Source organism: Sphingomonas sp., from assembly GCF_036677245.1.
Lineage (GTDB): Bacteria > Pseudomonadota > Alphaproteobacteria > Sphingomonadales > Sphingomonadaceae > Allosphingosinicella.
This window is the reverse complement of record NZ_JAKFCG010000104.1, coordinates 1-22557: the sequence shown is the minus strand read 5'-3', so window position 1 is coordinate 22557 and position 22557 is coordinate 1. Positions and strand designations below refer to the sequence as shown.

Annotated in this window: 23 protein-coding genes, 1 tRNA gene and 1 pseudogene; 15 read left to right on the top strand and 10 right to left on the bottom strand. The window is 67.6% G+C overall.

Features of this window, described 5'->3' with window-relative positions; translation table 11 throughout:
* Positions 1-237 precede the first annotated feature (237 nt).
* Positions 238-324: transfer RNA gene (locus V6M48_RS11370), tRNA-Leu, on the bottom strand.
* Between the two features lie 131 nt (positions 325-455).
* Positions 456-1559, bottom strand: a complete 1104-nt coding sequence (locus V6M48_RS11365) for a 6-phosphofructokinase (protein WP_332812655.1) — start codon at positions 1557-1559, stop codon at positions 456-458.
* Between the two features lie 47 nt (positions 1560-1606).
* Between V6M48_RS11365 and V6M48_RS11360 the strand changes: the two genes are divergently transcribed.
* Entirely contained in the window at positions 1607-2962 is a 1356-nt protein-coding gene (locus tag V6M48_RS11360) for an MATE family efflux transporter (protein ID WP_332812654.1), read from the top strand.
* A 26-nt stretch (positions 2963-2988) separates the two neighbouring features.
* On the opposite strand, the gene V6M48_RS11355 is transcribed toward V6M48_RS11360, so the two are convergent.
* A complete protein-coding gene (locus V6M48_RS11355; protein WP_332812657.1) occupies positions 2989-3621 on the bottom strand; it encodes an FxLYD domain-containing protein in 633 nt (210 codons plus the stop codon).
* 183 nt (positions 3622-3804) lie between these two features.
* Positions 3805-3900: pseudogene (locus tag V6M48_RS11350) on the bottom strand (MJ0042-type zinc finger domain-containing protein); the annotation flags it as partial.
* 107 nt (positions 3901-4007) lie between these two features.
* Here V6M48_RS11350 and ftsE point away from each other — a divergent pair.
* Genes ftsE through V6M48_RS11330 form a run of 4 tightly spaced genes read left to right on the top strand, consistent with a single transcriptional unit; the run spans position 4008 to position 6887 of the window.
* Entirely contained in the window at positions 4008-4769 is a 762-nt protein-coding gene (gene ftsE, locus V6M48_RS11345; protein WP_443019101.1) for a cell division ATP-binding protein FtsE, read from the top strand.
* Positions 4766-5674 carry a cell division protein FtsX gene (locus V6M48_RS11340; protein WP_332812653.1) on the top strand — a complete coding sequence of 303 codons (909 nt, stop codon included), beginning with the start codon at positions 4766-4768 and terminating at the stop codon, positions 5672-5674. Before ftsE ends, V6M48_RS11340 begins: the two co-directional genes overlap by 4 nt.
* Positions 5671-6201: a YdcF family protein gene (locus tag V6M48_RS11335; protein ID WP_332812652.1), complete on the top strand. Its 531-nt coding sequence runs from the start codon at positions 5671-5673 to the stop codon at positions 6199-6201. The genes V6M48_RS11340 and V6M48_RS11335 overlap by 4 nt, the downstream gene beginning before the upstream one ends.
* A complete protein-coding gene (locus tag V6M48_RS11330; RefSeq protein WP_332812651.1) occupies positions 6201-6887 on the top strand; it encodes a lysophospholipid acyltransferase family protein in 687 nt (228 codons plus the stop codon). Before V6M48_RS11335 ends, V6M48_RS11330 begins: the two co-directional genes overlap by 1 nt.
* Before the next feature lie 114 nt (positions 6888-7001).
* Here V6M48_RS11330 and V6M48_RS11325 read toward each other — a convergent pair whose 3' ends face one another.
* The 5 genes from V6M48_RS11325 to rpmI all read right to left on the bottom strand — a co-directional run bounded on the left by V6M48_RS11325 (position 7002) and on the right by rpmI (position 12116).
* Complete coding sequence (locus V6M48_RS11325; protein WP_332812650.1) at positions 7002-7925, bottom strand: prephenate/arogenate dehydrogenase family protein; 924 nt, start codon at positions 7923-7925, stop codon at positions 7002-7004.
* Positions 7918-10293, bottom strand: a complete 2376-nt coding sequence (gene pheT / locus V6M48_RS11320; protein WP_332812649.1) for a phenylalanine--tRNA ligase subunit beta — start codon at positions 10291-10293, stop codon at positions 7918-7920. The genes V6M48_RS11325 and pheT overlap by 8 nt, the downstream gene beginning before the upstream one ends.
* A complete protein-coding gene (gene pheS, locus V6M48_RS11315; RefSeq protein ID WP_332812648.1) occupies positions 10290-11351 on the bottom strand; it encodes a phenylalanine--tRNA ligase subunit alpha in 1062 nt (353 codons plus the stop codon). The genes pheT and pheS overlap by 4 nt, the downstream gene beginning before the upstream one ends.
* A 182-nt stretch (positions 11352-11533) precedes the next feature.
* Positions 11534-11899 carry a 50S ribosomal protein L20 gene (gene rplT, locus V6M48_RS11310; protein WP_332812647.1) on the bottom strand — a complete coding sequence of 122 codons (366 nt, stop codon included), beginning with the start codon at positions 11897-11899 and terminating at the stop codon, positions 11534-11536.
* Positions 11900-11912: 13 nt separating this feature from the next.
* Positions 11913-12116, bottom strand: coding sequence for a 50S ribosomal protein L35 (rpmI, locus tag V6M48_RS11305; RefSeq protein ID WP_332812646.1), 204 nt, complete (start codon positions 12114-12116; stop codon positions 11913-11915).
* A 324-nt stretch (positions 12117-12440) separates the two neighbouring features.
* Between rpmI and V6M48_RS11300 the strand changes: the two genes are divergently transcribed.
* Positions 12441-14549, top strand: a complete 2109-nt coding sequence (locus tag V6M48_RS11300; RefSeq protein WP_332812645.1) for an AsmA family protein — start codon at positions 12441-12443, stop codon at positions 14547-14549.
* A gap of 118 nt (positions 14550-14667) precedes the next feature.
* On the opposite strand, the gene V6M48_RS11295 is transcribed toward V6M48_RS11300, so the two are convergent.
* The gene (locus V6M48_RS11295; RefSeq protein WP_332812644.1) at positions 14668-15603 is read right to left on the bottom strand and encodes a ribose-phosphate pyrophosphokinase; all 936 of its coding nucleotides are present in this window, start codon (positions 15601-15603) and stop codon (positions 14668-14670) included.
* Between the two features lie 254 nt (positions 15604-15857).
* Here V6M48_RS11295 and gltX point away from each other — a divergent pair, with 254 nt between their 5' ends.
* From gltX to V6M48_RS11250, 9 genes are all read left to right on the top strand, one after another.
* A complete protein-coding gene (gene gltX / locus V6M48_RS11290) occupies positions 15858-17192 on the top strand; it encodes a glutamate--tRNA ligase (protein ID WP_332812643.1) in 1335 nt (444 codons plus the stop codon).
* Between the two features lie 133 nt (positions 17193-17325).
* Positions 17326-17967 carry an energy transducer TonB gene (locus V6M48_RS11285; RefSeq protein WP_332812642.1) on the top strand — a complete coding sequence of 214 codons (642 nt, stop codon included), beginning with the start codon at positions 17326-17328 and terminating at the stop codon, positions 17965-17967.
* Positions 17957-18379: a hypothetical protein gene (locus tag V6M48_RS11280; RefSeq protein WP_332812641.1), complete on the top strand. Its 423-nt coding sequence runs from the start codon at positions 17957-17959 to the stop codon at positions 18377-18379. The genes V6M48_RS11285 and V6M48_RS11280 overlap by 11 nt, the downstream gene beginning before the upstream one ends.
* Positions 18376-19356, top strand: coding sequence for a bifunctional diaminohydroxyphosphoribosylaminopyrimidine deaminase/5-amino-6-(5-phosphoribosylamino)uracil reductase RibD (gene ribD / locus V6M48_RS11275; protein WP_332812640.1), 981 nt, complete (start codon positions 18376-18378; stop codon positions 19354-19356). The genes V6M48_RS11280 and ribD overlap by 4 nt, the downstream gene beginning before the upstream one ends.
* On the top strand, positions 19356-19958 hold the full coding sequence (locus V6M48_RS11270; RefSeq protein WP_332812639.1) for a riboflavin synthase: 603 nt from the start codon (positions 19356-19358) through the stop codon (positions 19956-19958). The genes ribD and V6M48_RS11270 overlap by 1 nt, the downstream gene beginning before the upstream one ends.
* A complete protein-coding gene (ribB, locus tag V6M48_RS11265) occupies positions 19955-21070 on the top strand; it encodes a 3,4-dihydroxy-2-butanone-4-phosphate synthase (RefSeq protein WP_332812638.1) in 1116 nt (371 codons plus the stop codon). The genes V6M48_RS11270 and ribB overlap by 4 nt, the downstream gene beginning before the upstream one ends.
* A 1-nt stretch (position 21071) precedes the next feature.
* Complete coding sequence (gene ribH / locus V6M48_RS11260) at positions 21072-21491, top strand: 6,7-dimethyl-8-ribityllumazine synthase (RefSeq protein ID WP_332812637.1); 420 nt, start codon at positions 21072-21074, stop codon at positions 21489-21491.
* 321 nt (positions 21492-21812) lie between these two features.
* Complete coding sequence (locus V6M48_RS11255) at positions 21813-22241, top strand: IS110 family transposase (RefSeq protein ID WP_332812636.1); 429 nt, start codon at positions 21813-21815, stop codon at positions 22239-22241.
* Between the two features lie 31 nt (positions 22242-22272).
* A partial coding sequence (locus V6M48_RS11250) for a hypothetical protein (protein WP_332812635.1) occupies positions 22273-22557 on the top strand: 285 nt, incomplete at its 3' end.

Sequence of the window (22557 nt, the reverse complement as noted above, 5' to 3'; positions counted from 1 at the left end):
TCGCCGCCGCCGAGCAGCAGGGCGACGGCACAGGTGACGAGGCGAAGTGGTCCCATGGCACGCCTCATCGGCCGTCCGGTCGCTCCTGCCAAGGGACCTTGAGGTGGCGAAGCCGATGCGGAATCCACTCTCGGCATCATTCCGGCGGCGTCAGAGGATCGGCCGGCCACGCGCGGACATGAGCAGGGCAATGAGTGCCTGCCCCTTTCGGGGAATAGTCTTTGATTCGAAGACAATTGGTGCGGTCGAGAAGACTCGAACTTCCACGGGCTTTCGCCCACAACGACCTCAACGTTGCGCGTCTACCAGTTCCGCCACGACCGCACATTTGATGCCGCCGGGACTAGCCGGCGGTCAGGGCTCGGCACGCCGTGCCCCTGGCAGGAGTGCGCCTCTAGCAAGGCACCCTTGCCGACGCAATGGCGCTTGGCCTGTGGTTTCGGCCGCTCCGCGCCTCAATAAAGAAACATCGGCATGCCTTCGGCCCGCGTCAGCTTCGCGCGGTAGGTGGCAGGCTCGTAGAGCGCGGTGACGTCGACCGATTTGGTGCCGGTCTCGAGGGTGCCGATCGGGACGTGGCCGTATTTGCCGTCGATCAACGCCAGCATCACGCCGGCCTGCCCGCGCTGGAGAAGCTGCACCGCCAGCCCGCCGAATGCGAAGCCGACCATCCGGTCCAGCGCATCGGGCTCGCCGGCGCGCATCAGATAGGCGAGCTCCTGGATCACCGTGCCCGCGCCGAGCCGCTCGCCGATCGCCTTGCCGAGGCGCCGGCTGATGCTGATGTCGTCGCGCTCGCTTGCCGGGCTCGACCTTTCGTCGTCATCGCCTTCGGCCTCGCCCTTGATCGTCGCGCCTTCGGAGATGACGCACATCGCGTAGCGCGCGGCGCTGCCGGCCTTGTCGGCGGCGAGCAGCGGCAGCAGCAGGTCGAGATCGGCCGGAACCTCGGCGATGACGGTGCGATCGACCTGGGCGAGGAAGCCGGCGAGCAAGGCGGTTTCGCCACTGCGCCTTCCGAATAGCTCGACGATACCGATCCGCTCATGGCTCTCGACCGTCGTGCGCAGCGCGTTGATCGCCTCGACCGAGCGGCTGACCGCGGTCGCGAAGCCGATGCAATAATCGGTGCCGTGGACGTCATTGTCCATCGTCTTGGGGATCGAGATCACCGGCACGCCGAGCCGCGAGAGGTGCGCCGAGAAGCGCAACGTGCCGTCGCCGCCGAGCGTCACCATCGCGTCGATGCCGAGCTTGTCGAGCACGTCGAGCACCTGGCCGGTCTTGTCGGTCGCCTGGTGGGTGCGCGGATCGGTGCGCGACGTGTGGAGGATGGTGCCGCCCATCCGATCGATGCCGCGCACGCTCTCGCGGGTCAGTGGCACGCTGTTGGCCGTGATCGAGGCCGGATCGGCCGGGTCGATCTCGAGAAAGCCCTGCCAGCCGCGGCGGAAGCCGACCACCTCCCAGCCGAGATCGTCGGCGGAGAGGGTGACCGAGCGGATGCACGGGTTGAGGCCCGGCACGTCGCCCCCGCCGGTCAGGATACCGATCCGCATTGCCGCCCCCCTTGCGCATTGACCATGCTGGTCTATCCGCGAGGCGGATGCCCTACAACCGCCCGGACACGCCAGAGATAATCGCCGAGACGCGGCGGATCATGCGGCTCGCCTGGCCGATCATGCTCACCAGCCTCAACTGGACCTTGATGCATCTGATCGACGTGGCGATGGTCGGCCACGCCGGGACGACCGAGCTCGGCGCGCTCGCCGCGAGCCGAACCTTGACCTTCATCACCATCGTCATGGGGCTGGCCTCATTGTCGGGCGTGCTCGTGTTCACGGCCCGAGCCGATGGCGCGCGCCGGCTCGCGGAGACCGGCGACATATTGCGCTCGGGCGTGCTGATGGGGCTGATCGTCGGGCTGCTCTGCCTGGCGCTGCTGATCGGCGCCGCCGAGCCGATGCTGCGCGTCATCGGCGTCGCACCGGAGCTGGTCGGGCCGGGCGCGGCGGTGGTGCGCGCGATGGCGCTCGCTTATCCGTTCCAGTTCGCGCTCGCCGCGGCGTCCTACTTTCTCGAAGGCATCAGTCGCCCGCGCCGCGTGATGACCGTCAATCTGGCGATGCTGCTGGTCAACGCCATCCTCGCCTGGGCGTGGGTCGGCGGCCATCTCGGCTTTCCCGCGCGCGGCGCGGTCGGGGCCGCGCTTGCGACGTCGACCGTCTCGGCGATGGGCGCGGTGGCGATGCTCCTCTGCTGCTGGACCTTGCCGCATGCCGGGGAGCGGCGCGTGCGCGACGTCTCGCGCCCGGCGCTCGCCCGCGCCGCGGCCGGGGTTCCGCGGCTTGCCTGGTTCGGGCTGGTCCCGGCGATCGCCGCGGCGCTCGAGCTGGCGGGATTCTCGTGGCTGATCGCGCTCTCGACCCAGCTCGGGGTCGTCACCGCCGCGGCGTTCCAGGCGATGCTCTCGATCCACAATCTGGTGTTCGCGCTGGCGATGGGCTTCGGATCGGCGGCCGGCGTCCGGGTCGGCAATGCGGTCGGCGAAGGCGATCTTGCCGTCGCCTGGCCGCGGACCTTGATCGCGGGGCTGCTCGCGGTGGTCGTGCTCGGGACGCTTTCACTGCTGTTCGCGCTCAGCGCACCTTGGCTGATGCTGCCCTTTTCCGACGATCCGAGCGTCCTCGCGCTCGCGGCGCACATGCTGGTTCTGATGGCGCCGTTCATGCTGTTCGACGGCGTCCAATATGTGCTGAGCTATGCCTTGCGCTCGCTTGGCGAGCAGATCTGGGCCGGGATCAACGGCATCATCGGATTTTTCCTGATTACCGGCGGCCTGGGCTGGTGGCTGGTGCGCTCAGGCTGGGGCGCCGACGGCCTCATCTATGCGGCCGGCGCCGGCATGGTCGCGGTCGCCTTGCTGCACTTCGCGCGGCTGCTGCTCGTGCTGAGAGCGTGATCGTCCGGTCGGCGTAGAAGCCTGTTCTAAGAGGGCGGCCCGAAGCGCAGGTTGAGGGCCTTGGCGCCGCGCGGCACGTCGACCTCGGCGCTGTTGAACGTCGCGCTCTGGCCGGGGTTGAGGCGCGAGACGGGCGCCGAGATCGACCAGTTGAAGACGACCCGGCCCTGCGCGTCGCTCAGCACCGCCTGGATTTGCGGCACGCGCTGCACCTCGTCGGTCGGATTGTAGATCCGCCCCGAAATGGCGAGCAGCTCGTTGCCGCTTTCCATCTGCTGCCGCGTCGGCTTGCGCGTGACCTCGAGGGTCAGCGCGCTCGCGCCCTTATCGAGCGCGCTGCGGCCGAGCACCGGCAGGCCGAAATAGGAAATCGCCGCCGCTGCCGCGAGCATGATCACGGCCGCCGCGATCGCGATTGCCGTCCACAAGCGCGCCGGATTGCGGCGGCCCCGGAACGGCTGCTCGTCGGCATAGCCATAATCGCCGGCTTCGGGATAATCGGCGGCCGCCGGATAGGGAGCAAAAGGCGCCTGCGCCTCGGCGGCGGCCTGTGCCGTCTCCTCCTCGGCAACCGGAGCCGGTTCGGGCGGCGCGGGCGCTGCCGCCGGAGCGGGAGACGCCGGGGGAGAGGGGGGCGCCAGTGGCGCGCTCGGCCGCACCCGCGGCGCTGCGGCCTGCGCCGCTGCAGCCGGAGCGGCACGCGCTGTGGTGGCTTGGCCAGCGGGGGATGCGGCCGCACGAGCTGCGTTCGTCGCGCGTGCCCCAGCGTGGCCCGCGATTGGGGCTGCGCCGCTCGACGCCCCCTCGACGGCGCGTGAGGGCGGTTCCTGGAACCAGCTGTTCTTGCACTGCGCGCACCGCACCTGCCGGCCGGTTGGCCCAACGGCGCTGTCGGGAACGACGTAACGGGTGCGGCAGGCGGGACAGGACAGGATCATTGCGTGGCATCGCCCGGATAAATTGTCGTGCCGATTCTAAACACGAGTGAGTCTCGCCATGCAAGCAAATGCCATAATGGGCCGGGTCTGGCGCTTTACGGAACGGCTTGCGCCATGCCATTGCTGCGCATGGGGCAGGAGCGGAGGAGGGTCTCGTCGCGTCGGGCAGCATTGTTCAATTCGAAAACGTGGGGCTGCGTTACGGCACCGGCGCGGAAACGCTGTCGGACCTGACGTTCACGCTGCGCGAGGGCGGATTCTATTTCCTGACCGGACCGTCCGGCGCGGGCAAGACGTCGTTGCTCAAGCTGCTTTACCTCGCGCAGCGCCCGAGCCGCGGCCTCATTCGGCTGTTCGGCGAGGATATCGTGACGATGCCGCGCAAGCGCCTGCCCGGCTTCAGGCGCCGGATCGGCGTCGTGTTCCAGGATTTCCGCCTCGTCCGCCATCTTTCGGCGTTCGACAATGTCGCGCTGCCGCTGCGCGTCGCCGGCGTCGACGACCGCGACCTCGAGACCCCGGTCCGCGAGATGCTCAACTGGGTCGGGCTCGGCGACCGCTCGAGCGCGCGGCCGGCCACCCTGTCGGGCGGCGAGCAGCAGCGGGTTGCGATCGCGCGCGCGGTGATCGCGCGACCCGAGCTGCTGGTCGCTGACGAGCCGACCGGCAACGTCGATCCGGAAATGGCCAAACGGCTGCTCCATTTGTTCGACGCGCTCAACAAGCTCGGCACGACCGTGGTGGTGGCGACGCACGACGTCCATCTGATCGCGCGGGTGGCGCAGTCGGAGATGCTGCGGCTCGATCGCGGCCAGCTTGCCGATCCGACCGGCGCGCTCCGCAACCCGCCGCGACGGCCGACCGCATGAAGGCGAACATCCACCGTTTCGGCCGCAAGCTCGGCGCGGCCGACCGCCGCTTGCTGCCCGAAGGCCGGCTCGCCGGCCCGATGCCGTGGGTGATCGCGATCATGATGTTTCTGACCGTGCTCGCCGCGGCCGCCGGGCTCGGGCTGCGCAACGCGGCGCGAAGCCTTGACGTCAGCATCGGCAACCGCATCACCATCCAGATCGTCGAAGCCAACCCCGATTTCCGCGATGCCCAGGCGAAGATCGCAATCTCCGAGCTGCGCCGCCTCGCTGGCGTCCAGGCGATCCGGCGGATCGAGCCCAGCGAGATGGAGAAATTGCTCGAGCCGTGGCTCGGCCAGGGCGGGCTCGATGCCGATCTGCCGATCCCGGTGATGATCGACGTCGATCTCAGCCCCGAGGCCTATCGCCGGCTCGACGTGATCCGCGCTGCGGTGCTCGACGTGGCGCCGTCGGCGCGGGTCGACGACAATGCGCAATGGCTCGCGCCGCTCGCCAAGCTGATCGACGCGCTGCAATGGCTCGCGACCGGACTGGTGGTGCTGATGACCGGCGCCACCGCGGCGACCGTGGTGCTGGCGGCGCGCGCCGCGCTCGATACGCACCGCGGCACGATCGAGGTGCTCCACCTGATGGGCGCGACCGACATTCAGACTGCGCGGCTGTTCCAGCGGCGAATCGCGCTCGATGCCTTGTTCGGCGGCTTCATCGGGCTTGCGGCGGCGGCGCTGGTGCTGATCGTGATCGGCAACCGCGTCGGCGCGCTCGGCTCGGAGCTGCTCGGCTCCGCGGGGCTTCCGGTCACGTCGTGGCTGATCCTGATCGCGCTGCCCGCGGCCGGCGTCGTGCTGGCGATGCTGGTCGCGCGGCTGACGATCCTGCGCGCGCTGGGGCGGATGCTGTGATCAGCCGGATCGTTGCCCTGTTCCTGCTCGTCTACGCGCTTGGCTATGCGGTGTTCGTGCTCGTCCTGCCGCGCGCCGCCGACGAGCGGCGGACCGATGCGATCGTCGTCCTCACCGGCGCCGCCGGCAGGATCGACCGCGGCCTCGATCTGCTCGAAAAGGGACGCGCGCGGCGGATGCTGATCTCTGGTGTCGCCAGGACCGTCAGGCCGGTCGAGCTCGCGGTCCAGACGGGGCGCGACCCGAAGCTGTTCCGCTGCTGCATCGACCTCGGCCGCGAATCCGTCGACACGCGTTCCAACGCCGAGGAAACCGCGCGCTGGCTGCAGCGGCACCGGTTCAAGACGGTGCGGCTGGTGACGACCGACTGGCACATGCCGCGCGCCAGCTTCGAGCTGTCGCGGCGCGCCGGCAGCGGCATCGAGATCCTCGAGGATGCGATCCCGAGCGATCCCAAGTTCCGGCAGCTGTTCACCGAATATAACAAATATCTGCTGCGCCGCGCCGCGATCCTGATCGGCGTCTGATGAATTTCGTCCGCTCGCTGCTGTTCGCGATCCTTTTCTATCCGGGCTCGGCGCTCGCGGTGCTGACCGCGGTGCTGGTCGCGCCGCTCGGACGCGAACCGCTGACGACGGTCGCTTTGGGCTGGGCGCGCTACCACCGCCTCTGCTCGCGGCTGTTGCTCCGCATAAGGACGAACGTTGAGGGCGTCGTGCCGCGGACGCCGACCCTGGTCGCGTCGAAGCATCAGTCGATCTTCGAGACGACCGCGCTCGTGCTGCTGCTCGACAAGCCGGCGGTCGTGCTCAAGCGCGAGCTCAGCGACCTGCCGGGCTGGGGCTATGCGGCGCGGCGCTATGGCGTCATCCCGGTCGACCGCGCCGGCGGACCGGGGGCGCTGCGCCGGATGCTGAATGCGGCGCGCGCCGCCCTTGCCGCCGACCGCCCGATCCTGATCTTTCCCGAAGGAACGCGCGTCGCGCCGGGCGAGAAGCCGCCGCTCCAGGCGGGCTTTGCCGGCCTTTACCGCTCGCTCGACCTGCCGGTCGTGCCGGTCGCGCTCGACAGCGGCCGGCTGTGGCCGCGAAAGGGGTTCGTCAAGCGCCGCGGCATCGTCACGATCCGCTTCGGGGAGCCGATTCCGCCGGGCCTCCCGCGCGAGGAGATCGAGGCGCGGGTGCATGCCGGGATCAACGCGCTGGAGGATTAGAACCTCCGCTCAATGAATTTTCTAGAGCAGGCTGCGATTAACAGCCTGCTCTAGAACCGTTTGATACCGCATTGCTTCTGCGAAAAGCCGGTTCCCGCCTTTTCGCGCAATGCTCTAAGAGTGCTTCCGCCCGAAATCGGGCCGGGCATCGTCCTGGCCCTGCTCGATGATGCTGCGCCGGATCGCGCGGGTGCGGGTGAACAGATCGAACAAGGTGTCGCCTTCGCCCCACCGGATCGCGCGCTGGAGCAGGCTCAGATCCTCCGAGAAGCGCTGCAGCATGTCGAGCACCGCATCGCGGTTGGTGAGGAAGATGTCGCGCCACATCGTCGGGTCCGACGCGGCGATGCGGGTGAAGTCGCGGAAGCCGCCGGCCGAATATTTGATCACTTCGCTCTCGGTGACGCCCTCGAGGTCCGACGCGGTACCGACGATCGTGAACGCGATCAGATGCGGCAGGTGGCTGGTGACGGCGAGCACCATGTCGTGGTGCTTGGCGTCCATCCGCTCGACCTTGGCGCCCATCCGCGTCCAGAAATCCTGGAGCCGCTCGACCGCCTGCGGATCGGCCTCGGCGTCGGGCGTGAGGATGCACCAGCGGCCCTGGAACAGGCTCGCGAAGCCCGCCTCGGGTCCGCTGTTCTCGGTGCCTGCGACCGGGTGGGCTGGAACGATCGTCGCGTTCGGCAGCGCCTCGCGCAACGTCGCCGCGACACTTGCCTTGGACGAGCCGACGTCGCTGACCACCGCGTCCGCCGGTAGCGCGCCGGCGATCGCCGATGCGGCTGCCGCCATGCTTCCGACCGGCACGCACAGGATGACGAGATCCGCTTCGGCGACCGCGTCGGCGGCACTCTCCGCGATCGCATCGGCGAAGCCGAGCGCGCGCGCGCGCTCGCGCACGCCCGTATCGGCATCGAAGCCGGTGAGATGCACGTCCGCCATCGTCTCGCGCACCGCGCGCGCGATCGAGGAGCCGATCAGGCCAAGGCCGATCAGCGAGACGCGCGCGAACGGGGGCTTGGCGTCATCAGGCACGAAGCTGCGCTCCCAGCTTGGCCGCGGCAGCGACGATTCTCTCGGATATCGCCTGCAGCTCCTGGTCGGTGAAGCTCTTCTCGCCCGGCTGGAGCAGGACTTCGACCGCCAGCGACTTCTGCCCCTCGGGCACGCCGTCGCCGGTGAAGACGTCGAACAGGCTGACCTCGGCGATCGCCGCCTTGTCGGCGCCGCGCACCGCGCGCAGCAGTGCATCGGCGGAGGTCGCCTGCGGCAGCAGGAAGGCGAAGTCGCGAGTCACCGCCTGCAGCGCCGGCGGCGCGTAAGCCGCGCGGCGATGGCCCGACGCGCGCTTGCCCGGTATCGCGTCGAGGAAGATTTCGGCGGCGACGATGGGGCCCTGGACGTCGAACGCGGCCAAGGTTGCCGGGTGGAGCTCGCCGAACTCGGCAAGCACCGTCTTCGGTCCAAGCGTCAATCGGGCCGAGCGGCCCGGATGATAGATGGCCGAAGCCTGGTTCGCGACCTGGAGGCTGGCGACCGGCGCGCCTGCCGCCTCGAGCAGGGCGATCGTCTCGGCCTTGGCGTCGAGCGCATCGAACCGCACCGCCTTGCCGCTCCGCCAGTCGCGCGCTTCGCGCTCGCCGGCGAGGACGAGGCCCAAGGTCGCATGCTCGCCGTCGTCGAGGTAGCGGCGGCCGACCTCGAACAGCCTGACGCTGTCGGCGCCGCGCGCAATGTTGCGGCGTGCCGCGGCGAGCAGGCCGGGGAGCAGCGACGGCCGCATCGCCTTCATCTCCTCGCTGATCGGATTGGCGAGCCGCCAGGCGGCGCCGCCGAACGGGGCGGCTTCCTGCTCGGCGATGAAGCTCCACGTCACCGCTTCGTTGAGGCCGCGCGCGGCGGCGGTGCGGCGGACCTTGCGCTCGAGCTTCTGCTCGGGCGTGGCGGTCGGCTTGGCGACGCCGGCGATGCGCGGCAGCGGAGTCGACGGCACCTTGTCGAGGCCGTGGATGCGGACCACCTCCTCGACGATGTCGGCGCTGCCGTCGACGTCGGGACGCCAGGTCGGGACCCGCACCTGCCAGCTCTCGCCACCTTCGACGCCAAAGCCGAGGCTCGCGAGGATCGCCTGCTGCCGCTCGGGCTCCACCGCGACCCCGGCAAGCGCCGCGGTGCGGCCGGGCGCATAAGCCACCATCTTTTCGGGGCGCGGCGGGCTTCCGGCACGAACCACTTCGGAGGCTTCGCCGCCGGCGAGCTCGATCGCCAGGCCGGTGGCGAGCGCCAGCCCCGGATCGACGAAGGCGGGATCGACGCCGCGCTCGAAGCGCATTCGCGCGTCGGACACCAGGCCGAGCTTCTGGCCGGTGCGCGCGATGCTCTCGGGATCGAAATAGGCGCATTCGATGACGATGTCGGTCGTCTCCTCGGTGACGCCGCTATGCTCGCCGCCCATGATCCCGCCGATGTCGTGGACCGCGGCATCGTCGGCGATGACCGTGATCTCGGGGTCGAGCCGATAAGTCTTGCCGTTGAGGGCGAGCACTTCCTCGCCGTCGCGCGCCTTGCGCGCGGTCAGCGCGCCCTGGAGCTTGGCGAGGTCGTAGACGTGGAGCGGCCGCGCATAGCTCAGCATCAGATAATTGGTCATGTCGACCAGGGCGCTGATCGGGCGCTGGCCGACCGCCTTGAGGCGCTGCTGCAGCCAGGCCGGCGAGGGGCCGTTGCGCACGCCGCGAACCACGCGCCCGAACAAGGCGGGGCAGCCCTGCGGGTCGTCGGTGCGGATTTCGACCGGGCAGGGGAAGCTGCCGGCGATCTGCGGAACGGCGAGCGGCTTCAACCCGCCGAGGCCAGCGGCGGCAAGATCGCGCGCGATGCCGTATACGCCCATCGCGTCGGGTCGATTGGGCGTGACGGCAACCTCGATGACCGGGTCGTCGAGCCCCGCCCAGCCCGCATAAGCGGCGCCGACCGGCGCATCCTCGGCCAGCTCGATGATGCCGTCATGCTCCTCGCCGAGCTGGAGCTCGCGCACCGAGCACATCATGCCGTGGCTCTCGACGCCGCGGATCGCGGCGACCTTCAAGATGAGGTCGCTGCCCGGGACATAGGCGCCGGGCGGGCCGAACACGCCCTTGAGGCCCGCGCGCGCATTGGGGGCGCCGCAGACCACCTGCAGCGGCGGCCCATGCCCGGTGTCGACGCTCAGCACCTGCAACTTGTCGGCCTGGGGGTGGCGCTCGGCGCTGAGCACGCGCGCGATCGTGAACGGCGCGAGCGCGTCGGCCGGATTGGCGACCGATTCGACCTCGAGCCCGACCCGCGTCAGGGTTTCGACGATCGTCTCGAGGCTGGCATCGCTGTCGAGATGCTCGCGCAGCCAGCTCAGGGTGAACTTCATGCGCCGACGCCCCCGCTCAGGGTCGGCACGTCGAGCGCCGCGAAGCCATAGTGGCGCAGCCAGCGCAGATCGCCGTCGAAGAAGGCGCGCAGATCGTCCATCCCATATTTGAGCATCGCCAGCCGGTCGATGCCGCAGCCGAACGCGAATCCCTGCCATTCGTCGGGATCGAGCCCGCAGGCGGCGATCACCTTGGGATGGACCATTCCCGAGCCGAGCACCTCCATCCACCCGTCCGACCCGCCGATCACGCGACGGCCCTTTTCGATGCTGTAGCCGACGTCGACCTCGGCCGAGGGCTCGGTGAACGGGAAATAGCTCGGCCGCAGGCGCAGCACGATGTCGTCACGCTCGAAATAGGCCTTGAGGAACGTCTCGAGCGTCCATTTGAGATGGCCCATGTGGATGCCGCGGTCGATCACCAGCCCTTCGACTTGGTGGAACATCGGCGTGTGGGTCGCATCCGAATCGGAACGATAGGTGCGGCCCGGCGCGATGATGCGGATCGGCGGCTTCTGGCTCATCATCGTGCGGATCTGCACCGGCGAGGTGTGCGTGCGCAGCAGCATGCGCCGGCCTTCGGCATCGAGACGGTCGAAGTAGAATGTGTCGTGCATCGCCCGTGCGGGGTGCGTCTCGGGGATGTTGAGCGCGGTGAAATTGTGCCAATCGTCCTCGATCTCGGGCCCGGTCGCGACCGAGAAGCCGAGATCGGCGAAGATTTCGGCAAGCTCGTCCATCACCTGGCTGACCGGATGGACCGACCCTTGCGCGCCGGTCGTGACCGGCAGGCTCATGTCGAGCATCTCGGTGGCGAGGCGCCGTTCGAGCTCCGCGGCTTCGAGCGCGGCCTTGCGCGCGGCGATTGCCTCGGTGACGCCCTCGCGCAGCGCGTGGATGCGCGGCCCCTCCCGCTGGCGCTCGTCCGGCGTCATGCCGCCAAGAGTCTTGAGCAGGGCCGTCACCGCGCCTTGCTTGCCGAGCGCCGCGACCCGCTCGGCCTCGAGCGCGGCGAGATCGCCGGCGGCGGCGATGCGCGCAAGCCAGTCGGCGCTCATTTTCTCGAGGCCTGGCATTTTGTCGAGGTCAGACATTTTGGAGATGGGCCTGGAGTTCACGATCGGACATGAATGCCCTTAAGCAAGCCTTGGCTGAAAAAGCAAAGGCGCGAAAAGAAAGGCGCGGAAGAGCCATGCCTCCCGCGCCTTCTTGTCTCGGGCCCGGTTTCGGGCGTTTTGGCTCAGGCTTCGGCCGGAAGCGCGCTGCGCGACTGGGCGATGATCGCACGGAAGGCGTCGCCCTCGTGCATCGCAATGTCGGCCAGCACCTTGCGGTCGAGATCGACGCCGGCGAGCTTCAGCCCGTGCATGAACTGGCCATAAGTGAGGCCTTCGGCGCGAACCGCGGCATTGATGCGTTGGATCCAAAGCGCGCGGAAGCTGCGCTTTTTGACCTTGCGGTCGCGATACGCATATTGGCCGGCCTTTTCGACCGCCTGACGCGCGATGCGGATCGTGTTCTTGCGGCGGCCGTAATAGCCCTTCGCCTGATCCAACAGTCTCTTGTGGCGGGTCTTGGTTGTCGTCCCGCGTTTGACACGTGCCATTTCGTCCCTCCTCCTATCTCAGGCCGTAAGGGGCCCACAGCTTGATCGTCTTGGTGTCCGCATCGGACAGGACGGTCGTGCCGCGGTTCTGGCGGATATATTTGGCATTGTGGCTGATCAGGCGGTGGCGCTTGCCGGCGACACCATGCTTGACCTTGCCCGTGGCAGTGAGCTTGAAGCGTTTCTTGACGCCGCTCTTGGTCTTCAACTTGGGCATTTTCGTCTCCTCTGCGCGCTTGCGCGCGACGTTTAAGAACGGCCACGGCAGCCCTTACGGCCGGGCAGTTCACTTCTTCCATGAGCTGGAAAGCGTGGCCCTATAAGCCGCAGGGCCCGCGAAGGCAAGGGAGGGAGGGTTGCCTTGTTAGGTCAGGCTTCGCCTGACAGGCTGCACCGACCCACTCCCCCACCCGACCTCCCAACAAGTTATCATGGATTGGTAGGCCGGGTGGGGGAGTGGGCCGGTGCGGGTCCCGCGCAGCGGGACAAGAGCATAGGGGCCAACAGGAACCCGCCCGCCGCCTTGGGGGTTGTTGACGCAATGTACGAAGCTGTTGGCGAAGATCATCCCCAGCAACAAGTCCGGCGCCGAAGGGAGCTGGGCTCGAATCTGCTTGGCATCGGCCTGTCGATCGTCGCGACGATCATCGGGCTGGTCATTCTTGCGTGGGCGATCTTGTTCATCACCAAGGGCCGGTTTCTGAAGCCCTATTTCGAGCGCATCGCCAGCAACCAGACGCAGCGCACGGTCGATGTCGCCGGCGATTTCCAGCTCTTCCTCAACCCGATCGACGTCAAATTCTATGCCGAGGGGCTGACGATCTCGAATCCCGCCTGGGCGACGCGCAAGAACTTCTTCGAATCGAAGGTCATCGACACCAATATCGCGACGATCCCGCTGATCTTCGGCAACCGCCGCGTCAATTGGCTCAACCTGCTCAACGGCAACATCGATCTCGAATGGGATCGGACGGGGACGCGCAACACCTGGACGATGGGCGATCCCAACAAGAAGGCCGCGCCGTTCGAGATGCCGGTCATCCGCCGCGCCTTCGTCGCCGGGACGACGGTCCGCTATCGCGCGCCGCAGATGCAGTTCGTCGCCGATATCAAGATCGACACGGTGCGCGCGACTAATACGCGCCTCGACAACGAGATCCGCTTCGCCGGCGGCGGCACGATGCGCCAACGGCCGTTCACCCTGTCGGGCAGCCTGATGTCGCCCAACGAGACGGTCGCGGGCGGCCGCAACAAGCTCTCGCTTCACGCCCAGGCGGCGGGCAATGTGCTCGACGTCAGCGGCACCTTGCGCGGCGCGACCGATATCGAGGGCGCCGCGCTCAAGACGCAGGTGCGCGGGCCCAATCTCGCCTCCTTGTTCGATTTTCTCGGCGTCGCCGTGCCCGACACGCGCCGCTACCGGCTGACCTCGAACCTCACCAAGCGCGGCGGCGATTGGCGCTTCACCGGCATGCGTGGCGTGTTCGGCGACAGCGACCTGGCCGGCGCGATGACCATTTCGATGCCGTCGAACCGGCTGAACATCGACGCCGACCTTCGCTCGCGCGTGCTCGACATCATCGATGTCGGGCCCTGGGTCGGCTATAATCCGCAGCGGCTCGACGCGATGGGCGCCAAGGGCGCGATCGTCCAGGACGGCGGCCGGCCGCGGATACTCCCGGATGCGCCGCTGCGCGCCGAAGCGATCAAGAATTTCGACGCCCATGTCGATTATCGAGTCACCACCGTCCGGATGGACAATTTTCCGATTTCGAACATCGCGCTGACGCTCGATCTCGATCGCGCGCTGCTCAAATTGTCGCCGCTGACCTTCGATATCTCCGGCGGCCACCTTGCCTCGGACATCTCGATCAACGCGCGAGTGCCGCAGGTCATCACCGATTACGACATTCGCCTGTCGCCGACGCCGATGGGGCGGCTGCTTGCCAAGTTCGGCGCCGAGGAATCGGGCACGACCGGCATGATCAAGGCGAGAGTGCAAATGCGCGGCGTCGGCGATTCGGTGCACAAATCGCTCGCCTCGTCGAACGGCCGCATCGCCGTGATCATGCCCGCCGGCACCTTCTGGACGCGCAACGTCCAGCTCGCCGAGCTCGACATCGGCACGTTCGTCCAGAAGATGTTCGAGAAGAAGCTCAAGGACCCGGTCCACATCAATTGCGGCCTGATCGCCTTCACGGTGCGCGACGGCATCGCCGCGGCCGATCCGATCCTGATCGACACCAAGAAGAACGTCATCGGCGGGCGCGGCGGCTTCAGCTTCAAGACCGAGGGGCTCGATCTCGCGGTCGAGGCCGATGCCAAGACCTTCAGCCTGCTCTCCGGGCAATCGCCGATCGGCGTCGGCGGCTATTTCGCGGCGCCGACGATCGATCCGATCAGCGGCGAGCTGCTCACCCGCGCCGGCGTCGGCCTGGGGCTCAGCGTGCTCGCCAGCCCGCTCGCCGGAATCCTCGCGTTCGTCGATCCGGGCAATGCCGAGAACACCGCCTGCGGCCCGGTGCTCGCCGGCGCGCGCGCCAATCGGCAGCACGAGCGCGACGGCGGCAAGGTCAAGGGGATCGGCAGCGGCAAGCCGACGACCGTGGAAGAGCCCAAGCAAAAGAAGAAGTTCCTCGGGATCTTCTGATCCTCCCCGGTACGGGGAGGGGGACCGCGAAGCGGTGGAGGGGCTGCGCTAATCTAGACCTGCCAGCCCCTCCGTCGCGCTACGCGCGCCACCTCCCCGTACCGGGGAGGAACTCAGATTAGTCGAACAAGCTCGAGACCGAACTCTCGTCAGCGATGCGGCGGATCGCTTCGGCGAGCAACGGCGCGATCGTCAGCAGGCGGATTTTGCCGCTCGCTATGGCTTCGGCCTGGGCGCCGATCGAATCGGTGATCACCAGCTCGCGCAGCGCCGAATTGTCGACCCGCGATACCGCAGCGCCCGAGAGCACGCCGTGCGTGCAATAAGCGACCACATCCTCGGCGCCGCTTTGCTTCAGCGCGTCGGCGGCATTGGCGAGCGTGCCCGCCGAATCGACGATGTCGTCGACGAGGATGCAGAAGCGGCCTGCGACATCGCCGATGATGTTCATCACTTCCGATTCGCCCGGCCGCTCGCGGCGCTTGTCGACGATCGCCAGCGGCGCATTGTCGAGCCGCTTGGCGAGCGCGCGGGCGCGCACCACGCCGCCCACGTCGGGCGAGACGACCGTGATCGGCCGGCCGCTGAAGCGCGCCTGGATGTCGGCCGACATCACCGGCGCGGCGTAAAGATTGTCGGTCGGGATGTCGAAAAAGCCCTGGATCTGGCCGGCGTGGAGATCGACCGAGAGCACGCGGTCTGCGCCGGCGACGGTGATCAGATTGGCGACCAGCTTGGCCGAGATCGGCGTGCGCGGCCCCGGTTTGCGGTCCTGCCGGGCATAGCCGAAATAAGGAACGACCGCAGTGATGCGCTTGGCCGACGCACGCTTGAGCGCGTCGATGCAGATCAGCAGCTCCATCAGATTGTCGTTGGCCGGATAGCCGGTCGACTGGATCACGAACACGTCCTCGCCACGGACATTCTCGTTGATCTCGACGAACACTTCCTCGTCGGCGAAGCGCCGGACGCTGGCATCGGTGATCGGCAGCTCGAGGTAAGCGGCGATGCTCTTCGCGAGCGGAAGGTTCGAATTGCCGGTCATCAATTTCATCGAAATGCTGCTCCCGTGGCGGTGCGATCGTACCGGCGGAACCCCCCGCGGTTCCGGATTTCATGCTCGCGCGCCCTCCCCGGGGCGGACCGAGCCTGCCGCCGAAAAGGCGCGCGCGCCCTTTAACCGCCGACGAGGCGAAGCGGCAAGAGGCGTTGCCGACCGGGCGCTTCGTGCCTAGAGCCAAGGGCGAGCCGGCCGGTGCGGTCCGACCCGGTGAACCGCGCTTCCGTTCAACCAGAGTCCAAAGCTTCATGACCGTCGTCGCCCGCTTCGCGCCCTCGCCTACCGGCCGCCTCCACGTCGGCAACATCCGCACCGCGCTCCACAATTGGCTGTGGGCGCGCCGCAACGGCGGCAAGTTCATCCTGCGCCTCGATGACACCGACCGCGAACGCTCGAGCGAGGAGAATGCGCAATCGATCCGTGACGATCTCGCCTGGCTCGGCCTCCTGCCGGACGAGGAGCATCGCCAATCCGACCGCTTCGCGCGCTACGAGGCGGCGCTCGCGACGTTGCACGCCGCCGGGAGAGTCTATCCTGCCTATGAGAGCGCGCAGGAACTCGACCTCAAGCGCAAGGTGCAGCTCGGGCGCGGCAAGCCGCCGGTTTACGACCGCGCTGCTTTGCACCTCGATCCCGCCGAGATCGCGCGTCTCGAGGCCGAAGGCCGGCGGCCGCACTGGCGCTTCAAGCTCGACACCGGCTCCTCGATCGAATGGGACGATCTGATCCGCGGCCCGCAGCATTTCGACCCGGCCTTGCTCTCCGATCCGGTGGTGCGGCGCGAGGACGGCAGCTGGCTCTATATGCTGCCGAGCGTGGTCGACGACATCGACATGCATGTCACCCACGTCGTGCGCGGCGAGGATCATGTCACCAACACGGCGCTCCAGATCCAGATGTTCGAGGCGCTCGGCGCGGCGCCGCTGGCCTTCGCGCACGAGGCGTTGCTGGTCGGCTCCGAAGGCAAATTGTCGAAGCGCCTGGGCTCGCTTGGCGCCGATGCGCTCCGCGACGCCGGCATCGAGCCGATCGCCCTGCTCGCCAAGCTCGCCCGGATCGGCACCAGCCTGCCGGTCGAGCCGGTCACCGCTCCGGCGCCGCTGATCGAGAGCTTCGATTTCGCGACCTTCGGCCGCGCGCCGGCGCGCTTCGACATGGAGGAGCTCGCGGGGTTGAACGCGCGCATCATCCACCAGCTCGATTATGAGTCGGTCGCGCCGCGCCTGCCGGCCGGCATGGGCGCCGAGGCCTGGGCGGCGATCCGCCCGAACCTCGCGAGCGTCGGCGAGGCGGCCATCTGGTGGAGCATCGTCCAGGGACCGGTGGCGCATCGCGCGGCCGAGCAGGATCGGCCGTTGCTGGCGCAGGCCGCCGAGATCGCCGAACGCATGGATTGGGCGGAAAACCCGTGGGCCGCGCTGACCGGCGCGCTCAAGCAGGCGAGCGGCCGAACGGGCAAATCCCTGTTCCTGCCGCTGCGCCAGGCGCTCACCGGCCGCGACAGCGGTCCGGAGATGGCGACTTTGGTGCGGCTGATCGGCAAGGACCAGAGCGTCGCAAGGCTGCGCGCGGCGGCTTCTTAGAGCCCGATTCAAAGGGTCTAGCGCACCACTTCACCTTCATTCGGCGACGCGTCGAAGGGTATAGTATAACATTACGATATATAATATCATCCGTGCTGCCCCAAGCAGAAGGCCAGGCAGTAAGGAGAGTGACATGACCCAGGGAGGTTTTTTCGAGCCCAAAAGAGTCCACCCGGCGCAATTGACGATCGTGATCGCGGCGCATGCCGCGGCAATCACGGCGCTGGCCTTGGCCAAGGCCGATTTCGTCGTGCCGAAGATCGTCCGCACCCACGTTTTCTTCGTCCCGGACCCGGTCGATCCGCCACCGCAGCGCGACAGGCAAATGCCGCAGAAGAAGGTGGAGCAACCGCCACTGCCGGCCGTCGACCCGCTGGTGCGGATCGACCGCATCGATCCCCCCGCCATCGCCAATCCGTTCGACAATGTGATCGTGCCGCAGACGTTCGATCCGCCCGCCGAACCGCCGAAGCCGATGATCGAGCCGGTCCGGATGGAGGCCCAGGTCGATCCCCGTTTCGCCGATCGGCTGCAGCCTCCCTATCCCCTGTCGGAGCAGCGCGCCGGCAATGAAGGAATCGTCAAGGTCAGGGTGCGGATCGGGGCCGACGGCCGGGTCGTGTCGGTCGAGAAAGTCGCCGCCGCGAGCGACGCATTTTTTGAGGTCACGCAGCGCCACGCGCTGCGGCAATGGCGGTTCAAGCCGGCGACGCTCGACGGAAGCGCGGTCGAGAGCGTCAAGGTGATGACGGTTCGCTTCCAGCTTGAACGCTAGCCGTCGCATCTCTGCGATCGGCGACGCGGCCGGTGAAGACGGAGCAGGGACGGGGCTGGCGCTCGCCTCGCGGCGCCCCTATCTTTCGGGGATGCCGCTCCCCCGTCCTTCCTCTCCCAAGGCCCTGCTGTCCGACTTGCGCGCGATGATGAAGCAGCGCAGCCGCCACGAGAATATCGCCGCGCTGCTGGCGATCCTGATGCCGGCAGGAATGGTGCTGCTGTTCGCCTATAATGCCGGCTTCAACCAGCCCAAGACCGAGCGGATCATCTACGTCCAGAGCTGGAGCCTCGACCGCACCGACGCCGAGATCATCGCCCAGCAGCAAAAGGACAAGGCTGCGTACGAAGCACGCGTCCGCGAGCGCCAGCGCCAGTTCAAGGCGCTCGCCCGTTCGCTCGGGATGGAATGAGCGACCAGCAGTGGATGGCCGCCGCGCTTGCGCTCAGCGAGCGCGGCCGCGGCCTTACCGCTCCCAATCCCCATGTCGGCTGCGTGATCGTCAAGGACGGCGAAGCGGTCGGCGAGGGCTGGACCCAGCGCGGCGGGCGCCCGCACGCCGAGGCGGTCGCGCTCGAGCAAGCCGGCGAACGGGCGCGCGGCGCCACCGCTTATGTGACGCTCGAACCCTGCGCCCATGCGAGCGAGCGTGGACCGGCCTGCGCGCCGCTGCTCGCTGAGGCGGGGATCGCGCGGCTGGTGGCAGCGGTCGGAGATCCCGACCCCCGCACCGACGGCCGCGGCTTCGACCTGCTTCGCGCCGCGGGAATCGAGGTCGTATCGGGAGTGTGCGCCGAGGAAGCGGAGCGCATGCTCGCCGGCTTCATCACCCGCCATCGCCTCGGCCGTCCGCACGTCACGTTGAAGCTGGCGATGTCGATCGACGGCAAGATCGCCTTGCCGTCCGGCCAGAGCCGCTGGATCACCGGCCCCGAAGCGCGCGCCGACGCACACATCCATCGCGCCTTTGCCGACATGATCCTGGTCGGGCGCGGCACCTATGAGGCCGACGATCCTGCGCTCAACGTCCGCGCCGAGGGGCTCGAGGACCGCTCGCCGCACCGCGCGCTGCTGACCCGCGGCGAAGCGCCGGACGGGTGGGTGCGGATCGCATCGCCCGAGGCGATCGCGGCGCTGACCGACGTCAACGAATTGCTGGTCGAAGGCGGCGCCCGAGCGGCGGCCGCGTTCCTCGCCGCCGATCTGGTCGACCGGCTACTGGTCTATCGCGCGCCGATCGTGATCGGCGAAGGCAAGGGCGCGGTCGGCGACATCGGCCTGCATCTGCTCGGCGAGGCGCACGGGCGGTGGGAGTGCGTCGATTCGCGCGCGCTTGGCATCGACCGGCGGGACGTCTACGAGCGCCGCCGGAGGGGCCGCGAAAGCTGATGTTCACAGGCATAGTCACCGAAATCGGCCGGATCGAGGCTGCCGAGCAGCGCGGCGATCTTCGCCTGCGCATCGGCTGCGGCTACGACATGGCCGGTGTCGAGCTCGGCGCCTCGATCGCCTGCTCGGGCGTCTGCCTGACGGTGGTCGACAAGGGCGACGACTGGTTCGCCGTCGACGTCTCGGCCGAATCGGTCGCCCGCACCGCGCCCGGAATGTGGGCGCCGGGCGCGCGGCTCAATCTCGAGCGCGCGCTGAAAGTCGGCGACGAGCTCGGCGGCCATATCGTCACCGGCCATGTCGACGGCATCGGCGAGGTCGAAGGCGTGCTCGAGGTCGGCGGTTCGACCAAGCTGACGATCGTCGCCGGCGATGAGGTCGCGCCCTATATTGCCACCAAGGGCTCGATCGCGCTCGATGGCGTGTCGCTGACCGTCAACGAGGTCGAGAATCTGTCCGATGGCGTGCGCTTTGCGATCAACATCATCCCGCACACCGCGCAGCAGAGCAATCTCTCGGCGATCGCACCCGGGCGCAAACTGAACATAGAGATTGACGTGCTCGCCCGCTATCTTGGCCGGATGATGGAGTTGCGGCGATGAACGATCGGAGCTTTCTCTCCAGTCCCGAGGAACTGATCGACGAGGCGCGCAACGGGCGCATGTTCATCCTCGCCGACGACGAGGATCGCGAGAATGAGGGCGATCTCGTCATCCCGGCGCAAATGGCGACTCCGGACGCGATCAACTTCATGGCCAAGCATGGCCGCGGGCTGATCTGCCTGGCGCTCACCAAGGCGCGAGTCGACCAGCTCGGCCTGCCGCTGATGGCGCGCCAGAACGGCACCCGCCACGAAACCGCCTTCACGACGTCGATCGAGGCGCGCGACGGCGTCACCACCGGCATTTCCGCGGGCGACCGCGCGCGCACCATCGCGGTGGCGATCGACGCCGCAAAAGGCCCCGAGCATATCGTCACCCCCGGCCATGTCTTCCCATTGGTCGCCAAGGACGGCGGCGTCCTGATCCGCGCCGGCCATACCGAGGCTGCGGTCGACGTCGCCCGCCTCGCCGGATTGAACCCGTCGGGCGTGATCTGCGAGATCATGCGCGAGGATGGGACGATGGCGCGGATGGACGATCTCGTCGCCTTCGCGCAGCTCCACGGCCTCAAGATCGGCACCATCCGCGACCTGATCGCCTATCGGCTGCGTAAGGACCATCTCGTCGAGCAGACCACCGAGGCGGAGTTCGAAAGCCGGTGGGGCGGCACCTGGACCGCGAAATGCTTCCTCAACAAGGCGCTCGGCAACGAACAGGTCGCGCTGGTCAAGGGCAAGATCGATCCGACCAAGCCGGTGCTGGTGCGGATGCACGCGCTCAGCCTGTTCGCCGACGCGTTCGGCGAGCGCGATGCCCGGACCGGGCTGATGCAGGGCGCGATGAAGATCATCGGCGAGGAAGGCTCCGGCGTCATCGTGGTGATCAACCGCACCTTGCCCGATGCCATCTCCAAGGCGGTCAACATCCGTTCCGGCAGGGTCGAGGCGCCCGACATGGAGGCGCTGCGCGATTACGGCATCGGCGCGCAGATCCTCGCCGCGCTCGGGGTCCACGACATGGTGCTGCTGACCAACAGCCACCACACGCCGGTCGCGCTCGGCGGCTATGGTCTCAAGATCGTCGGCGAACGCCCGATCCCGCTGGAGGAATGACATGGCCCGGGTGCTGATCGTCGAGGCGCGCTTCTACGATCATCTCAACGACCTGCTGCTCGAAGGCGCGCGCCTTGCGCTCGAGGAAGAGCGGCACGGCCATGAGACGATCACCGTGCCCGGCGCGCTCGAGATTCCGGCCGCGATCGCGCTTGCGGCGCAGACCGGCCGCTACGACGCCTTCGTCGCGCTCGGCGTCGTGATCCGCGGCGAGACCTATCATTTCGAGATCGTCGCCGGCGAAAGCGCGCGCGGCCTGATGGCGCTCAGCCTCGACGGGCTCGCGATCGGCAACGGCATCCTCACCGTCGAGAATGAAGCCCAGGCGCTCGCCCGTGCCCGCCGCGACGAGAAGGACAAGGGCGGCGAAGCCGCCAAGGCCGCGCTGGCGATGATGGCGCTGCGGGAACGGTTCGCCTGAACTTCCCCTCCCGTGGATGGGACGCTGTAAAAATCATCCATTCCTCCCCTGCATTTGCAGGGGAGTGGGACCACCCGCAGGGTGGTGGAGGGGCATTTCGTGAAAGGCCCCTCCACCGCTACGCGGTCCCCCTTGTATCTTCGATTTGTGGCAGGAGGTGTGATGCAGGCGGTTCCGCGCGCGGAACCGCCTGCAGCGGCCGGAAGCCCGTGTCCCCCAAGGATTGGAGACCGCGGGGGAGCTAGGTGCTCCGGCCGCTTCTTCACCAACCCGTACGGTTGCGAGGGTTCAAGCCCGCACACGCAAGGCAGGGAGTAGAAGATGGCACAAGTTGAGGAGTTTGTCGGCATCGATGTGTCGAAGCTGACCTTGGATGTCGTGATTTTGCCCGACCGCGAGTGTTTCAAGGTCGACAATGACGATGCTGGTTGGGCCGAGCTGATCAAGCGGCTCGCCGGGCGTAAGCTCGGTGCGGTCGGCATCGAGGCCTCGGGCGGCTATGAGAGAGGCCTATTGGGTGCGCTGCTCGACGCGGGCCTTCCCGCCCGCCGGCTCAACCCACATCGCGTTCGCTGCTTCGCTCAGGATCGTCTTGAGGATCGCGGCGCTACTTCTCGCATTCAGCACGCTCACAATTGGGCCGGCATCGTTCGAAGCCGCGCCATCGTAGTTAATGGTTTACCCCTTCATTTACCAATATGCGTAGTCCGTAGGCAATCAACCATAACGGATTCGATACAGCTTGCCTGAGAGACATATAGGCATCACAAAGGATAGAAGAATGGGTGAACTAACGGGATCGACGGTGAAACCGATCGTCTTTGCAATCCTCAGCTGCGCAGGAGCACTTAGCCCGTTCAGCCCCCTACACGGGAAACCCCCGCAAAGATGCGGCCCGCATTGCTATGTCCTTGTTGGCAACGATCTGCGTACGACGGTGTTCGGCAAAATCCTCCGACAAGTCGATTATCCAGTCGTGGCGACCGACAACGACAGAGCGGAGTACTTTGATCATAATGGACGTTATATCCTATATGTAGGTCGCGGAATAGTAGAGGGCACTTAT

Excerpts from the sequence above, each read along its gene's own strand:
- V6M48_RS11365 (WP_332812655.1), bottom strand. The coding sequence starts at position 1,559 with ATGCGGATCGGTATCCTGACCGGCGGGGGCGACGTGCCGGGCCTCAAC.
- V6M48_RS11360 (WP_332812654.1), top strand. The coding sequence starts at position 1,607 with ATGCCCTACAACCGCCCGGACACGCCAGAGATAATCGCCGAGACGCGG.
- V6M48_RS11340 (WP_332812653.1), top strand. The coding sequence starts at position 4,766 with ATGAAGGCGAACATCCACCGTTTCGGCCGCAAGCTCGGCGCGGCCGAC.
- V6M48_RS11330 (WP_332812651.1), top strand. The coding sequence starts at position 6,201 with ATGAATTTCGTCCGCTCGCTGCTGTTCGCGATCCTTTTCTATCCGGGC.
- pheT (WP_332812649.1), bottom strand. The coding sequence starts at position 10,293 with ATGAAGTTCACCCTGAGCTGGCTGCGCGAGCATCTCGACAGCGATGCC.
- pheS (WP_332812648.1), bottom strand. The coding sequence starts at position 11,351 with ATGAGCGCCGACTGGCTTGCGCGCATCGCCGCCGCCGGCGATCTCGCC.
- rplT (WP_332812647.1), bottom strand. The coding sequence starts at position 11,899 with ATGGCACGTGTCAAACGCGGGACGACAACCAAGACCCGCCACAAGAGA.
- rpmI (WP_332812646.1), bottom strand. The coding sequence starts at position 12,116 with ATGCCCAAGTTGAAGACCAAGAGCGGCGTCAAGAAACGCTTCAAGCTC.
- V6M48_RS11300 (WP_332812645.1), top strand. The coding sequence starts at position 12,441 with ATGTACGAAGCTGTTGGCGAAGATCATCCCCAGCAACAAGTCCGGCGC.
- V6M48_RS11295 (WP_332812644.1), bottom strand. The coding sequence starts at position 15,603 with ATGAAATTGATGACCGGCAATTCGAACCTTCCGCTCGCGAAGAGCATC.
- gltX (WP_332812643.1), top strand. The coding sequence starts at position 15,858 with ATGACCGTCGTCGCCCGCTTCGCGCCCTCGCCTACCGGCCGCCTCCAC.
- V6M48_RS11285 (WP_332812642.1), top strand. The coding sequence starts at position 17,326 with ATGACCCAGGGAGGTTTTTTCGAGCCCAAAAGAGTCCACCCGGCGCAA.
- ribD (WP_332812640.1), top strand. The coding sequence starts at position 18,376 with ATGAGCGACCAGCAGTGGATGGCCGCCGCGCTTGCGCTCAGCGAGCGC.
- V6M48_RS11270 (WP_332812639.1), top strand. The coding sequence starts at position 19,356 with ATGTTCACAGGCATAGTCACCGAAATCGGCCGGATCGAGGCTGCCGAG.
- ribB (WP_332812638.1), top strand. The coding sequence starts at position 19,955 with ATGAACGATCGGAGCTTTCTCTCCAGTCCCGAGGAACTGATCGACGAG.
- ribH (WP_332812637.1), top strand. The coding sequence starts at position 21,072 with ATGGCCCGGGTGCTGATCGTCGAGGCGCGCTTCTACGATCATCTCAAC.
- V6M48_RS11255 (WP_332812636.1), top strand. The coding sequence starts at position 21,813 with ATGGCACAAGTTGAGGAGTTTGTCGGCATCGATGTGTCGAAGCTGACC.